Source organism: Pseudomonas sp. B37(2017) (assembly GCF_002112885.1).
Taxonomy (GTDB): domain Bacteria; phylum Pseudomonadota; class Gammaproteobacteria; order Pseudomonadales; family Pseudomonadaceae; genus Aquipseudomonas; species Aquipseudomonas paraglycinae.
Window position 1 is genome coordinate 506,430 of the sequence record NZ_NEIX01000002.1, and the last position, 14,876, is coordinate 521,305.

Consider the following 14,876-nt stretch of genomic DNA (forward strand, 5'->3'; position numbering starts at 1 on the left):
CACTCCCTGATTCTTTTACCGGTTTTTTGCCCGCCGAGGACAAATGATGAACGACGATATGAACACCCAGGACGATCAGGCACTGGCCGATGAATGGGCTGCCGCCCTGGAAGAAACCGGTGAAGCCGGGCAGGCCGACATCGACGCGCTGCTGGCCGCCGATGCAGGTGCTTCGAGCTCCAACCGTCTGCCGATGGAAGAGTTCGGCAGCGTGCCGAAGAACAACGACCCAGTGACCCTCGACGGTCCTAACCTGGACGTGATTCTCGACATCCCGGTATCGATCTCGATGGAAGTGGGCAGCACCGACATCAACATTCGCAACCTGCTGCAACTCAACCAGGGTTCGGTGATCGAGCTCGATCGTCTGGCCGGCGAGCCGCTGGACGTGTTGGTCAACGGCACCCTGATCGCCCACGGTGAAGTGGTTGTGGTCAACGAAAAGTTCGGCATCCGTCTGACCGACGTGATCAGCCCGAGCGAACGCATCAAGAAGCTGCGTTGAGTGAAAAAGGTTCTGGGTGCTTTGTTCGGTCTGGCGCTGGCGCTGGCGTTGCCGTTCAGCGTGTTGGCGGCCGAGCCGGTGGTGACCACGGCAGCGGCGGCTGCGCCGGCCGTCAACAGCGGCGTGGCGGGTCAGCTGACGCAACTGGTGCTGGGTTTGTTGCTGGTGCTGGGCCTGATCTTCTTCCTCGCCTGGCTGTTGCGCCGGGTGCAGCAGGCAGGTCCCGCCGGCAAGGGTCAGGTGATCGAGTTGATCGGTTCCCGCGCGCTCGGGCCGCGTGACCGTCTGATGCTGGTGCAGGTCGGCAACGAGCAGATTCTGCTCGGCCTCAGCCCCGGAACCATCACTGCGTTGCACGTGCTCAAAGAGCCGGTCGAGGTGCCGAGCACCGCCGACAAAGCGACTCCGGAATTTGCCCAGCATCTGTTGAAGATCCTCGGCAAGGATCAGAAGGATAAGAAGTAATGGGTGCGTTGCGCATCGTCTTGACCCTGGCCTTGATGTTGGCCGCGCCGCTGGCATTCGCCGCCGATCCGTTGTCGATCCCGGCGATCACCCTGGGCACCAACGCCGAGGGCGCGCAGGAGTACTCGGTCAGCCTGCAGATCCTGCTGATCATGACGGCGCTGAGCTTCATTCCGGCCGCCGTCATCCTGATGACCAGTTTCACCCGGATCATCATCGTCTTCTCGATCCTGCGTCAGGCCCTGGGCCTGCAGCAGACGCCGTCGAACCAGATCCTCACCGGCATGGCGCTGTTTCTGACGCTGTTCATCATGGCGCCAGTGTTCGATCGCGTGAACAACGATGCCTTGCAGCCGTACCTCGCGGAAAAGCTGACGGCCCAGCAGGCGGTGGAAAAGGCTCAGGTGCCGATCAAGGACTTCATGCTCGCCCAGACCCGCTCCAGCGATCTGGAGCTGTTCATGCGCCTGTCCAAACGCACCGACATCGCCACTCCGGATGCTGCGCCGCTGACGATTCTGGTGCCGGCGTTCGTGACGTCTGAACTGAAGACCGCGTTCCAGATCGGCTTCATGATCTTCATCCCGTTCCTGATCATCGACCTGGTGGTCGCGAGCGTGCTGATGGCGATGGGTATGATGATGCTGTCGCCGCTGATCATTTCCCTGCCGTTCAAAATCATGCTGTTCGTGCTGGTGGATGGTTGGGCGCTGATCATCGGCACCCTGGCCAGCAGTTTCGGAGGTGTATCGCCATGACGCCAGAAGTAGCGGTCGACATCTTTCGCGAAGCCCTGTGGCTGACCACCATGATGGTGGCGATCCTGGTGGTACCGAGTCTGCTGGTGGGCCTGCTGGTGTCGATGTTCCAGGCCGCCACCCAGATCAACGAACAGACCCTGAGCTTCCTGCCGCGTCTGCTGGTGATGCTGGTAACGCTGATCGTCGCCGGCCCGTGGCTGGTGCAGACGTTCATGGAATACATCACTCAGCTGTACAAAAACATTCCGATGGTCATCGGCTAAGCCATGCAATCGCTGCTTCAGTTGACCGATACCCAGATCAGTACCTGGGTGGCGTCGTTCATGCTGCCGATGTTTCGCGTCGCCTCGATGTTGATGGTGATGCCGGTCTTCGGAACCACGCTGGTGCCCCGGCGGATCCGTCTTTACTTCGCCTTCGCGATCACTGTGGTGATCACGCCCAACCTGCCGGCAATGCCGGCGGTCAGCCCGCTGGATCTCAGCGGTTTGCTGCTGATCGCCGAGCAGATTCTGGTCGGTGCGGTGCTGGGCTTCTCTCTGCAATTGTTCTTTCAGGCCTTCGTGGTGGCGGGGCAGATCGTCGCGATCCAGATGGGCATGGGCTTCGCGTCGATGATCGACCCTACCAACGGCGTGTCGGTGGCGGTGATCGGGCAGTTCTTCACGATGCTGGTGACCTTGCTGTTCCTGTCGATGAACGGGCACCTGGTGGTCTTCGAAGTGCTCACCGAAAGCTTCACCACGCTGCCGGTCGGCGGCGGGTTGATGACCACGCATTACTGGGAACTGGCCGGCAAACTCGGCTGGGTGCTGGGTGCCGCCTTGTTGCTGGTGCTGCCGGCGGTCACTGCGCTGCTGGTGGTCAACATCGCGTTTGGCGTGATGACCCGGGCCGCGCCACAGCTCAACATTTTCTCCATCGGCTTCCCGCTGACCCTGGTGCTCGGCCTGTTCATCGTTTGGGTCGGGTTGGCGGACATTCTCAACCAGTATCAACCGCTGGCCACCGAGGCCCTGCAGTTTTTACGCGAACTGGCAAAGGCGCGCTGAGTCATGGCTGAGAGCGAAAGCGGTCAGGACAAAACAGAAGACCCCACGGAGAAGCGCAAGAAGGACTCCCGGGAAAAGGGTGAGATTGCGCGTTCCAAGGAGCTCAACACGCTGGCGGTGATGATGGCCGGTGCCGGTGCGCTGTTGGTCTTTGGCGGGATGCTGGCGCAGGATTTGATGGAACTGATGCGCCAGAACTTCACGCTGTCGCGCGAAGTGATCATGGACGAGCGCTCCATGGCGACGTTCCTGATGAACTCCGGGTTGCAGGCATTGCTGGCGATTCAGCCGATCATGATCACCCTGTTGGTGGCGGCTTTCCTCGGGCCGATTGCGCTGGGTGGGTGGCTGTTCGCCGCTGGTTCGCTGGCACCCAAATTCAGCCGGATGAACCCGGCGGCGGGCCTCAAGCGGATGTTCTCGATGAAGGCCGTGATCGAGCTGCTCAAGGCACTGGCCAAGTTTCTCATCACGCTGGGTGTGGCGCTGGTGGTGCTCAATTCGGACATCGACGACCTGCTGCGCATCGCCCACGAACCGCTGGACCGGGCGATCATTCACAGCTTGCAACTGGTGGGCTGGAGCTCGCTGTGGCTGGCGTGCGGATTGATCATCATCGCCGCTGTCGATGTGCCGGTGCAGATCTGGGAGAGCATCAAAAAGCTGAAGATGACCAAGCAGGAAGTGCGCGACGAGCACAAGGACCAGGAAGGTCGGCCGGAGGTCAAGCAACGGATTCGCCAGGTACAGCGCGAGATGTCGCAACGCCGGATGATGGCGGCGATTCCGGATGCCGACGTGGTCATCACCAACCCGACCCACTACGCCGTGGCGCTCAAGTACGACGCCGAGAAGGGCGGGGCGCCGATGCTGCTGGCCAAGGGCAGCGACTTCTTGGCATTGAAGATTCGCGAAATCGCCGTGGCCAACAACGTCATGCTTCTCGAATCGCCGGCGCTGGCGCGTTCGATCTATTACTCCACGGAGCTGGAAGAAGAAATCCCCGGCGGCCTGTACTTGGCGGTCGCTCAGGTACTGGCTTACGTCTACCAGATCCGCCAGCACCGCGCGGGTAAGGGCAAGTTCCCGGAACCGCTCAAGGACGACCTGCCGATCCCGCCGGATTTGCGGCGCGATTCCTGAATCTGATGAAACAAAAAAACCGCCTCCGGTTGAACCCGGTGGCGGTTTTTTATGCCTGATGATCTGTGGTGCTTGTGAGGCCGCCTTCGCGGGCAAGTCGAATCGTCGCACCGCCGCTCCCACAGGGAAATGCATTCCAAATGTGGGAGCGGGCTTGCCCGCGAAGGCGTCAGTAGCCACGGCACATCACTCAAGTCCTTACACAGGGTTCGGCGACGGCGGTAATTCCAGATTATCCAGCACCCGATTCACTGCCAGCTCCCCGAGCATGATCAGTTGCGCAATCCCCACCAGCGTCCTGCGCTGGGAGGCGGGCATGAGATGGGTGAAGTCATTGACTATGGTTCTGGCGGAAGCCAGGGTTTCGCAGGCATCGACCAGCAGCTCTTCGTTTTTGAAGTCCGCGGTGACGGCATACATTCTGCGGGTTTTGCGCGGTGGCGGCGTGGAGCCGGGCGGGCAGAGATAGTGATCGAGGGCGCGGTCGGCGGCTTCGTGAAGCTTTCTGGAATCGGCGGATTCGTAGGGCGAGGCGGGGTCGGTTTCGGGTGGATTGGGTGTTGGTTTGATCATGGTGAAGCTCCTTTGGGTGGAGCCGCCAAATCCAGTCGCTAAACAGGAAGGGTGGCGGCTGTACGCAGGTTAGCGAACCGGTCAAAGGCACCCGGCAGACCGCAAGGGTCTCCCGCATACAGCCACCATAACGAAATTGCAGACATACAGATCCGCAACGAAGCCTGGAACGCTGGTGCACCTTTAAATTGAGCCGAGTCGCTAAACCCGATCGCTGATTCGTCAGCGACCGACCCACAATAGAACCCGACCCCAAGGCGCACAAGCCGGCGGATTCTGGCGTAGCTGTAGGCAACGGCGCAAGGATTCGTAGCCTAGAAGGCGTGTCTTGAGGTGTCTTTTAAACGCCGGAGTTTAAAAGGCATTTTGTGCTGACTTCTCGGGCCCCTTCGCGAGCGCGCTCGCTCCCACATTTGGAATGCATTTCCCTGTGGGAGCGAGCTTGCTCGCGAAGGCGGCATCCCGGCCAGCAGAAAAATCACGCTCAAATCCGCTGTTTCCTTGGTAAATAAATTCGTCCCCTTTTCCGTGGTCCCCTTTTCCGTGTTTTTCCGCTCGTCGGAAATCCCTCGTCACCTGTTAGTTCTGACAGTAGACAGGCACCACCCTCAGGCGCCCCATTGGCCTTGTCCTCGTCTCGGTGATGCTCGCGTATTGAGAGCGTCGGGGATGAGTCATCCACTCAGGGCTGAAGGAATCATTATGACGACGCGCTTATACAAACATCTGGACGGGATGGAGCTGACGTTCATTTCGGGGACGCTGGAGCGGGACGTGGCGCAGCGAGCCATTTACTACCAAATGACCTGGGAGTTGGCTCTGGATTTTGCCAAGTTCCAGGCAATGGCAGATCTCTACATTCCGGGTTATTTATCAAAACCGCTCAACGCGATTCGGCCCGAGCTGGCTGGGTCGGCGTATCACTATTCCTACAATTACTTGTTTAGTGCAGCCGGCAGCATCGTCGATAACCAGACGCTGTTGGCGCTGTTCAGCGACCGTGGCTATTACATGGATCAATGGTCGAGTGGGGGAGGCCCGGTGGAGCGTCGTTATGACAAACCGTTCTTCAAAATGGTGGGAGGTAATATTCAGATCACTTCCGGACAATACTTTCGGCTCAGCGCGGGAGATCCGCCAATCGAGATCGGTGATTTGCCGTTCATCTGGATCGAGGGGGCGCTGAACCTGCTGAGGGGCGAGACGAAAGCCTCTGCCGTTGCCCCGGAGACTGTGGTGGTACTCATGCCGGCCGGGGAAACTCTGGTTGATGTGGGCGGACCTCACCCCATCTACAAACGCACACCGTACCTGGACAGGGATGCTCTCGCGTTTGGTCCGATCGTCGCCGATCAAATTCTGGTCGCATGATCATTGAGATCTCACCTCGCCGTATTTTTCTGCCTGAGGCGAGCGGTGCAGTACGCCTCAGATCAGCCCCTCTATTTCAATCCCCCGCAAAAGTTGGAAGGCTTCTTGCAGTAGCCGCCGTGCGCCTGCTTCGGGCGTCAAAAGTTTGCTTTAAAGGAACGGGGAAAACCGGTGGATCGCTCTCAGTTAATCAACAGTGCTCGCTCGAACATTGCCGACCTCAGTCGGGGCAATCTGGGTGTGCCGCTGTTGCTGCTGGTCATGCTGGCGATGATGATGTTGCCGGTGCCGCCGTTCCTGCTCGACGTGTTCTTCACCTTCAACATTGCCCTGTCGATCGTCGTCCTGCTGGTCTGCGTGTACGCCTTGCGGCCGCTGGATTTCGCGGTGTTCCCGACGATCCTGCTGGTGGCGACGCTGTTGCGACTGGCGCTGAACGTGGCGTCGACCCGGGTGGTGATGCTCCACGGTCAGGACGGCCACGCCGCTGCCGGTAAGGTGATCCAGGCCTTCGGTGAAGTGGTGATCGGCGGTAACTACGTGGTCGGTATCGTGGTCTTCGCGATCTTGATGATCATCAACTTCGTCGTGGTAACCAAGGGTGCAGGCCGGATCTCCGAGGTGAGCGCGCGCTTCACCCTCGATGCGATGCCCGGCAAGCAAATGGCGATCGACGCCGACCTCAACGCCGGTCTGATCGACCAGGCGCAGGCCAAGGCCCGTCGTCAGGAAGTTGCCCAAGAGGCAGAGTTCTACGGTTCGATGGACGGTGCCAGCAAGTTCGTACGCGGTGACGCCATCGCTGGTTTGCTGATTCTGTTCATCAACCTGATCGGCGGCATGGCCGTCGGTATCTTCCAGCACAACATGACGTTCGCCGACGCGGGCAAGGTTTACGCCTTGCTGACCATCGGTGACGGTTTGGTGGCGCAATTGCCATCACTGTTGTTATCTACAGCTGCAGCGATCATGGTGACCCGTGCTTCCGGTTCGGAAGACATGGGCAAGCAGATCAATCGCCAGATGTTCGCCTCGCCCAAAGCGCTGGCGGTGGCTGCCGGTCTGATGGCGGTCATGGGCCTGGTGCCGGGCATGCCGCACTTTTCGTTCCTGAGCATGGCTGCACTGGCTGCCGGTGGCGCTTACCTGTTCTGGAAGAAGCAGAACGTGGCCAAGGTCGTTGCGCTGGAAGAGGTCAAGCGTCAACAGGAACTGCTGCCGTCGCCGGCCCGCGCCATGGAAACCAAGGAGCTGGGCTGGGACGACGTGACCCCGATCGACATGATTGGCCTGGAAGTCGGCTACCGCCTGATTCCGCTGGTGGACCGCAACCAGGGCGGGCAATTGCTGGCGCGGATCAAGGGCGTGCGCAAGAAGCTCTCGCAGGATCTGGGCTTCCTGATGCCGACCGTGCACATCCGCGACAACCTCGACCTGGCGCCGAGCGCCTACCGCCTGACCCTGATGGGCGTGATCCTGGCCGAGGCCGAGATCTACCCGGACCGCGAACTGGCGATCAACCCGGGGCAGGTCTACGGCTCGCTCAACGGCATTACCGCCAAAGATCCGGCTTTTGGCCTGGAGGCGGTGTGGATCGAAGTCAGCCAGCGGGCCCAGGCGCAATCGCTCGGTTACACCGTGGTCGATGCCAGCACCGTGGTTGCGACCCACTTGAACCAGATTCTGTACAAGCACTCCAGCGAGCTGATCGGTCACGAAGAAGTGCAGCAACTCATGCAATTGCTGGCCAAGAGCTCGCCGAAACTGGCTGAAGAGCTGGTGCCGGGCGTGGTCACGCTGTCGCAGTTGCTCAAAGTATTGCAGGCGTTGCTGGCCGAACACGTGCCGGTGCGCGATATCCGCAGCATTGCCGAAGCCATCGCCAACAATGCCGCCAAGAGTCAAGATACCGCCGCTTTGGTGGCCGCTGTGCGGGTCGGCGTATCCCGCGCCATCGTCCAAAGCATTGTAGGGACTGAGTCGGAGCTGCCAGTTATCACGCTGGAGCCAAGGTTGGAACAAATATTGCTCAATAGTCTGCAGAAGGCAGGACAAGGCTCGGAAGAGGGCGTTCTGCTGGAGCCGAGCATGGCCGAGAAGCTGCAGCGTTCGCTGATCGAAGCGGCGCAGCGCCAGGAAATGCAAGGTCAGCCGGTGATCCTGTTGGTAGCAGGCCCGGTTCGCGCGATGCTCTCGCGCTTTGGTCGCCTGGCAGTTCCCGGACTGCATGTGCTGGCCTACCAGGAAATTCCGGACAACAAGCAAGTGACCATCGTTGCGACAGTAGGGCCCAACGGCTGAGGTAGTGGTTTATGCAAGTTAAGCGTTTTTTCGCCGCCGATATGCGTCAGGCCATGAAGCTGGTTCGTGATGAGCTGGGCGCTGATGCCGCCATCATTGGCAACCGCCGCATCGCCGGCGGCGTCGAGCTGACGGCGGCGCTCGATTACAAACTGTCGGCGCTGGCCCCGCGTGTTCCGAACATGGAACTCGAGGATGAGCTGCGCAAGACCCAGTCGCGCATCGTTACCGCCCAGGCCGAACTGAGCCTGCGTGGCGAAGCCGACGGCAACACCAATCGCCAGTTGTTCGCCGGGCTGCCGTTAACGGCCGGCCTGCCGCTGACCGCTGCCGAGCCGCTGACCGAACCGACCTACGAAGCTCCGGCCCGCCCGGCACCGGCGCCTGCACCGGTTTCCGCTGGCGTTGACCCGCGTGCTCTGGACTCGATGCGTTTCGAACTCAACAGCCTGCGCGAACTGATGGAAGTGCAACTCGGCACTCTGGCCTGGAACCAGCTGCAAGGCAGCCGTCCGGCTCAGGCCAATCTGTATCGTCGTCTGCAACGCATCGGTTTGTCCGGCCCGCTGTCCCGTGATCTGCTGTCGATGATCACCGAGATCGACGAACCTCGTCAGGCCTGGCGCATGCTGCTGGCGCACCTGGCGCGGATGATTGCCGTACCGGAGGTCGAGCCGCTGGAAGAGGGCGGTGTGATTGCCATGGTCGGTCCTGCCGGCATGGGTAAGACCACCACCCTGGCCAAACTGGCCGCCCGCTATGTGCTCAAGTACGGCGCGCAGAACATCGCGCTGGTGAGCATGGACAGTTTCCGTATCGGCGCGCAGGAGCAGCTCAAGACTCTGGGCCGCATCCTCAATGTGTCGGTGACCCACGTCGATCCGGGCCAGTCCCTGGTGCAGGCGCTGGATCCACTGCTGCGCAAACGCGTGGTGCTGATCGATACCGCCGGCCTGCAAGCCAGCGATCCGGCCTTGCGCATGCAGCTGGAAAGTCTGGCCGGTCGTGGCATTCGCTCAAAAAATTATCTGGTGCTGGCAACCACCAGCCAGAAACAGGTTCTAACCGCCGCTTATCACAGTTACAAGCGTTGCGGGCTGGCCGGGTGCATCCTGACTAAACTGGATGAGACGGCAAGCCTTGGCGAAGTGCTGAGCCTGGCGATCAGTCACGAACTGCCGGTCGCCTACCTGACCGATGGGCCGCGTATTCCGGATGATCTGCATCTGCCGCGCCGTCATCAACTGGTCAGCCGCGCCGTCAGTGTGCAAATGCAGGAAGAACCCAGCGAAGAAGCCATGGCTGACATGTTCGCTGATATCTACCACAGTCCGACCAAGCAGGTTGGCTGAGGTAATGAACCGTTTTTGTACCTACATCGATGGTCTGCCATGCATTGTTCCGGTTGTGAACGCGCAGCCAGTAATGTGGCCTCCGTCTATGCAAGACAAGGTAAAGAAATAACATGGGCAGCATGCATCCCGTACAGGTGATCGCGGTGACCGGCGGCAAAGGTGGCGTCGGCAAGACTAATGTGTCAGTGAACTTGTCCCTGGCGCTGGCAGAGCTTGGCCGTCGGGTCATGCTGCTGGACGCCGACCTGGGGCTGGCGAACGTCGACGTTCTGCTGGGCCTCACACCCAAACGCACCCTGGCCGACGTGATCGAAGGCCGCTGCGAGCTGCGCGACGTGCTGTTGCAAGGCCCCGGCGGGATCCGCATCGTGCCGGCCGCTTCCGGCACCCAGAGCATGGTTCACCTGAGCCCGGCCCAGCATGCCGGCCTGATTCAGGCGTTCAGCGACATCGGCGACAATCTCGATGTACTGGTGATCGACACCGCTGCGGGTATTGGTGACTCGGTAGTCAGTTTCGTTCGCGCAGCGCAAGAAGTGTTGCTGGTGGTCTGCGACGAGCCGACTTCGATCACTGACGCCTACGCGCTGATCAAACTGCTGAACCGCGATTACGGCATGAACCGCTTCCGCGTCCTGGCCAACATGGCCCAGAGCCCGCAGGAAGGTCGCAATCTGTTCGCCAAGTTGACCAAGGTCACGGATCGCTTCCTCGACGTCGCCCTACAATACGTCGGCGCGGTGCCCTACGACGAAAGCGTGCGCAAGGCGGTGCAGAAGCAGCGTGCGGTCTATGAAGCCTTCCCGCGTTCCAAGTGCGCACTGGCGTTCAAGGCGATCGCACAGAAGGTCGACACCTGGCCGCTGCCCGCCAACCCGCGCGGCCACCTCGAATTTTTCGTCGAGCGCCTCGTGCAGCAAACGGCAGGACCTGTGCTATGACCGCCAGCGGTATGAATTTCTACAAGAAGTCGGCGCGTGACGCGCAGTACGAGCTGATCGAGCGTTACGCGCCACTGGTCAAACGCATCGCCTACCACTTGCTGGCGCGATTGCCGGCCAGTGTGCAGGTCGAAGACCTGATCCAGGCCGGGATGATCGGCCTGCTCGAAGTCTCGACCAAATACGACGCCAGCAAGGGCGCCAGTTTTGAAACGTACGCGGGCATCCGGATCCGCGGTGCGATGCTCGATGAAGTCCGTAAGGGGGACTGGGCGCCACGCTCGGTTCACCGCAATACCCGTATGGTCAGCGACGCAATTCGCTCGATTGAAGCTAAAACCGGCCGTGACGCTAAAGATCACGAAGTTGCGGCCGAACTCCAATTGAGTCTCGACGATTACTACGGGATTTTGAACGACACCCTGGGCAGCCGGCTGTTCAGTTTCGACGACCTGTTGCAGGACGGCGAACACGAAGGGCTGCACGAGGATGGCGCCAGTGCTCATCTGGAGCCGTCGCGCGATCTGGAAGACGAACGTTTCCAGGCCGCGCTGGCGGACGCGATTGCCAATTTGCCGGAGCGTGAGCGACTGGTGTTGGCGCTGTACTACGACGAAGAGCTGAACCTCAAGGAGATCGGTGAAGTCCTTGGCGTCAGTGAATCGCGGGTCAGCCAGTTACACAGCCAGTGCGCGGCCCGCTTGCGGGGGCGTTTGGGGGAGTGGCGAGCGCGCTGAAGGCAGTGTGGGGACACTGCGAACGAGGCTGGTGCGGTGGTGAACGGCACCGGTCTCGATCTGTTGTGCTCCAGACAGTCATCGAGTGTTTTGCCGGATTGATTGAAATGGCGCGTCCAGGTGCTGGGCGCGTTTAAGACTGCTTGGAGGTCGAATTGAACAAAGACATGAAAATCCTCATCGTTGATGACTTCTCAACGATGCGGCGGATCATCAAGAACCTGTTGCGTGATCTGGGGTTCACCAACACCGTTGAAGCCGACGATGGCACCACTGCCATTCCGGTACTCAACAGCGGCAGCATCGACTTTCTGGTGACCGACTGGAACATGCCCGGCATGACCGGTATCGACCTGCTGCGCCACGTGCGTGCCGATGAAAAGCTCAAGCACCTGCCGGTGCTGATGGTGACCGCTGAAGCCAAGCGCGAGCAGATCATCGAAGCGGCCCAGGCCGGCGTTAACGGCTACGTGGTCAAACCTTTCACGGCCCAGGCGTTGAAAGAAAAAATCGAGAAGATTTTCGAACGCATCGGCTGATGAACGCGCGGGGGAGCTATGGAGCATAACGAATCTTCACAGGGCGATTTTGAGTCGACCCTGAAAAAACACGCGGTCGAACTGGTCGAGAGCCTTGAAAAAGGCAAGTTCGGCGACGCTGTGCAACTGATCCATGAGCTCAATCAGACCCGTGACCGTGGCCTGTACCAGGAAGTGGGCAAGCTCACGCGTGAACTGCACAGTGCGATCGTCAATTTCCAGATCGATCCGCACATGCCGCAGGCCGAGGAAGTGTCGCAAATCACCGACGCTACCGAGCGCCTGGGCTACGTGGTCAAACTGACCGAAGCTGCCGCCAACCGCACCATGGATCTGGTGGAAAGCGCGACCCCTGTGGTCAATGGCCTGGCTGACGAAGCCCAGGCCTTGAGCGCCGATTGGAGCCGCTTCATGCGCCGTGAGGTAGGGGCTGAAGAGTTCCGTGAACTGGCGCGCCGGGTCGACGGTTTTCTGGCACGCAGCAGCGCGGACAACCGCGCGGTGTCGAGCAATCTGAACGACATTCTGCTCGCCCAGGATTACCAGGACCTCACCGGTCAGGTGATCAAGCGCGTGACCCAATTGGTCACCGAAGTCGAAAGCAACCTGCTCAAACTCGTGCTCATGGCCAGCCAGGTGGACCGCTTTGCGGGCATCGAACATGACCGTGCGGCGATGCTTGCTGAAAAAGATCCACAAAAACATCTCTCGCAGGGTGAAGGTCCGCAGATTCATGCCGATAAACGAGAAGACGTTGTGTCCGGTCAGGACGATGTGGACGATTTGCTATCCAGCCTTGGATTTTGAGTTTTTTTGGGTTTTTAGACCTGTAGGAGCACCCCATTAATGAGCTTCGGCGCCGATGAAGAGATCCTTCAGGATTTCCTGGTTGAGGCCGGCGAGATTCTTGAGCAACTGTCCGAACAACTGGTCGAGCTGGAAAGCCGCCCGGATGACGCAGATCTGCTCAACGCAATTTTTCGCGGTTTCCACACTGTAAAAGGGGGCGCCGGCTTCCTTCAGCTCAACGAGCTGGTGGAGTGCTGTCACATCGCCGAAAACGTGTTCGACATCCTGCGCAAGGGTGAACGACGCGTCGATGCAGAACTGATGGACGTGGTGCTCGAAGCGCTGGACGCGGTGAACAGCATGTTCAGCGAAGTCCGCGATCGCAGCCCGATCACCGCCGCCACCCCGGAACTGCTGGCCGCCCTGGCGCGTCTGGCCGAACCGCAATCGGCGGATGAAGCCCCGGCTTCGCCTGTTGCCGAGATGATCGAAGAACTGGTCGTCGAAGGCGATTCGGGTGACATCACCGATAACGAATTTGAACAGTTGCTGGACTCGCTGAACGCCGTCAAGGCCGAAGCCGAAGCCCCGGCGGCTGCCGCTGCACCTGCTTCCACCGAAGCGGCCAGCGATGAAATCACCGACGCGGAGTTCGAGTCGCTGCTCGACCAGTTGCATGGCAAAGGCCAGTTCGCGGCCGACGCTGTGGCTCCGGCCGCTGCTGCACCGGCTGCTCCGGCGGCGGGCGACAGCTCGGACATCACCGACGACGAATTCGAAGCCTTGCTCGATCAGTTGCACGGCAAGGGCAACTTTGCCGTCGATGCACTGGAATCGGCAATTGCTTCGGTTCCTGCGACGGCTGCTCCGGCAGCGGCTGCGGCCGGTAGCGATCTGATCAGCGATCACGAGTTCGAATCGCTGCTCGACGATCTGCATGGCAAAGGCAAGTTCACTGACGTCGCCACCGGTGCCGTCGTGACGGCCGGCAATGCTTCGGCGGTTGCAGCGCCTGCTGCGAAGGCCCCGGCCGCTGCGGCAAAACCTGCTGCAAAAGCGCCTGAGCCGAAAGCCGAACCGGCCAAACCGGCTGCCGCTGCGGCACCGGCTCCGGCCCGTGCACCGGCGACTCCTCCACCGGAAAAACCGGCGAGCGAAGCCGAGACTACCGTGCGTGTGGACACTGCACGTCTCGACGAAATCATGAACATGGTCGGCGAGCTGGTGCTGGTACGTAACCGTCTGGTGCGCCTGGGCCTTAACAGCGGCGACGAGTCGATGCAGAAGGCCGTGTCGAACCTCGACGTGGTCACCGCCGACTTGCAGACCGCCGTCATGAAGACCCGGATGCAGCCGATCAAGAAAGTCTTCGGCCGCTTCCCGCGTCTGGTTCGCGACCTGGCACGCCAGCTCAAGAAAGAGATCAACCTGGAACTGGTGGGCGAAGAGACCGACCTCGACAAGAACCTCGTCGAGGCACTGGCCGACCCGCTGGTCCACTTGGTGCGCAACGCGGTCGACCACGGCATCGAGTCGCCGGAAGAGCGCGAAGCCTCGGGCAAGGCCCGTGGCGGCAAGGTGATCCTGGCGGCCGAGCAGGAAGGCGACCACATCCTGCTGTCGATCTCCGACGACGGCAAAGGCATGGACCCGAACGTCCTGCGCGCCATCGCCGTAAAACGCGGTGTGATGGACAAGGATGCCGCCGATCGCCTGAGCGACACCGAGTGCTACAACCTGATTTTCGCCCCGGGTTTCTCGACCAAGACCGAGATCTCCGACGTGTCCGGCCGCGGTGTCGGCATGGACGTGGTGAAGACCAAGATTTCCCAGCTCAACGGTTCGATCAACATCTACTCGACCAAGGGCCAGGGCTCGAAGATCGTCATCAAGGTGCCGCTGACGCTGGCGATCATGCCGACCCTGATGGTGATGCTCGGCAATCAGGCGTTCGCGTTCCCGCTGGTGAACGTCAACGAAATCTTCCACCTCGACCTGTCGACCACCAACGTGGTGGACGGCCAGGAAGTGGTGATCGTGCGGGACAAGGCGCTGCCATTGTTCTACCTCAAGCGCTGGCTGGTCAGCTCCGCCGCTCACGAAGAGCAGCGTGAAGGCCATGTGGTGATCCTTTCGGTGGGCACTCAGCGGATCGGCTTCGTCGTCGATCAACTGGTCGGCCAGGAAGAAGTGGTCATCAAGCCATTGGGCAAGATGCTCCAGGGAACTCCGGGCATGTCCGGCGCCACCATCACCGGTGACGGCCGCATTGCACTGATTCTCGATGTTCCGAGCATGCTCAAGCGTTACGCCGCACGGCGTATTTGAATCCGGGGCGGCGGGG

General features: G+C 60.5%; 15 protein-coding genes. 14 read left to right on the plus strand and 1 reads right to left on the minus strand.

The annotated features are described in order from the left end of the window. The first annotated feature begins 46 nt into the window (after positions 1-46). From fliN to flhB, 6 genes are read left to right on the plus strand one after another with little or no spacing between them, the layout of a single operon-like run. Entirely contained in the window at positions 47-505 is a 459-nt protein-coding gene (fliN, locus tag CAF90_RS08895; RefSeq protein ID WP_007951948.1) for a flagellar motor switch protein FliN, read from the plus strand. Then, positions 506-970 (plus strand): flagellar biosynthetic protein FliO, encoded by a 465-nt coding sequence (fliO, locus tag CAF90_RS08900; protein ID WP_085605795.1) that lies wholly within the window; start codon positions 506-508, stop codon positions 968-970. Further along, the gene (gene fliP, locus CAF90_RS08905; protein WP_039765605.1) at positions 970-1,728 is read left to right on the plus strand and encodes a flagellar type III secretion system pore protein FliP; all 759 of its coding nucleotides are present in this window, start codon (positions 970-972) and stop codon (positions 1,726-1,728) included. The genes fliO and fliP overlap by 1 nt, the downstream gene beginning before the upstream one ends. Beyond that, positions 1,725-1,994, plus strand: a complete 270-nt coding sequence (fliQ, locus tag CAF90_RS08910) for a flagellar biosynthesis protein FliQ (RefSeq protein WP_007951951.1) — start codon at positions 1,725-1,727, stop codon at positions 1,992-1,994. Before fliP ends, fliQ begins: the two co-directional genes overlap by 4 nt. Positions 1,995-1,997: 3 nt before the next feature. Beyond that, positions 1,998-2,783: a flagellar biosynthetic protein FliR gene (fliR, locus tag CAF90_RS08915; protein WP_007951952.1), complete on the plus strand. Its 786-nt coding sequence runs from the start codon at positions 1,998-2,000 to the stop codon at positions 2,781-2,783. A 3-nt stretch (positions 2,784-2,786) separates the two neighbouring features. Continuing rightward, entirely contained in the window at positions 2,787-3,926 is a 1,140-nt protein-coding gene (flhB, locus tag CAF90_RS08920; protein WP_085605797.1) for a flagellar biosynthesis protein FlhB, read from the plus strand. A gap of 198 nt (positions 3,927-4,124) precedes the next feature. Here flhB and CAF90_RS08925 read toward each other — a convergent pair whose 3' ends face one another. Further along, positions 4,125-4,499, minus strand: coding sequence for a DUF6124 family protein (locus CAF90_RS08925; protein ID WP_007951954.1), 375 nt, complete (start codon positions 4,497-4,499; stop codon positions 4,125-4,127). Positions 4,500-5,201: 702 nt separating this feature from the next. Between CAF90_RS08925 and CAF90_RS08930 the strand changes: the two genes are divergently transcribed. The 8 genes from CAF90_RS08930 (at position 5,202) to CAF90_RS08965 (ending at position 14,860) form a co-directional block, all read left to right on the plus strand. Next, entirely contained in the window at positions 5,202-5,870 is a 669-nt protein-coding gene (locus CAF90_RS08930) for a hypothetical protein (RefSeq protein WP_085605799.1), read from the plus strand. Between the two features lie 171 nt (positions 5,871-6,041). Continuing rightward, positions 6,042-8,171 carry a flagellar biosynthesis protein FlhA gene (gene flhA / locus CAF90_RS08935; RefSeq protein WP_007951956.1) on the plus strand — a complete coding sequence of 710 codons (2,130 nt, stop codon included), beginning with the start codon at positions 6,042-6,044 and terminating at the stop codon, positions 8,169-8,171. 11 nt (positions 8,172-8,182) lie between these two features. After that, complete coding sequence (flhF, locus tag CAF90_RS08940) at positions 8,183-9,523, plus strand: flagellar biosynthesis protein FlhF (RefSeq protein WP_085605801.1); 1,341 nt, start codon at positions 8,183-8,185, stop codon at positions 9,521-9,523. A gap of 113 nt (positions 9,524-9,636) precedes the next feature. Further along, positions 9,637-10,467 (plus strand): flagellar synthesis regulator FleN, encoded by an 831-nt coding sequence (fleN, locus tag CAF90_RS08945; protein WP_003222917.1) that lies wholly within the window; start codon positions 9,637-9,639, stop codon positions 10,465-10,467. Further along, the gene (gene fliA / locus CAF90_RS08950) at positions 10,464-11,204 is read left to right on the plus strand and encodes an RNA polymerase sigma factor FliA (protein WP_011333070.1); all 741 of its coding nucleotides are present in this window, start codon (positions 10,464-10,466) and stop codon (positions 11,202-11,204) included. Before fleN ends, fliA begins: the two co-directional genes overlap by 4 nt. A 167-nt stretch (positions 11,205-11,371) precedes the next feature. After that, positions 11,372-11,743: a chemotaxis response regulator CheY gene (locus CAF90_RS08955; protein ID WP_003183998.1), complete on the plus strand. Its 372-nt coding sequence runs from the start codon at positions 11,372-11,374 to the stop codon at positions 11,741-11,743. Between the two features lie 18 nt (positions 11,744-11,761). Further along, positions 11,762-12,550 carry a protein phosphatase CheZ gene (locus CAF90_RS08960; RefSeq protein ID WP_085605803.1) on the plus strand — a complete coding sequence of 263 codons (789 nt, stop codon included), beginning with the start codon at positions 11,762-11,764 and terminating at the stop codon, positions 12,548-12,550. A gap of 39 nt (positions 12,551-12,589) precedes the next feature. Beyond that, positions 12,590-14,860 carry a chemotaxis protein CheA gene (locus CAF90_RS08965; protein WP_085605806.1) on the plus strand — a complete coding sequence of 757 codons (2,271 nt, stop codon included), beginning with the start codon at positions 12,590-12,592 and terminating at the stop codon, positions 14,858-14,860. Positions 14,861-14,876: the final 16 nt, after the last annotated feature.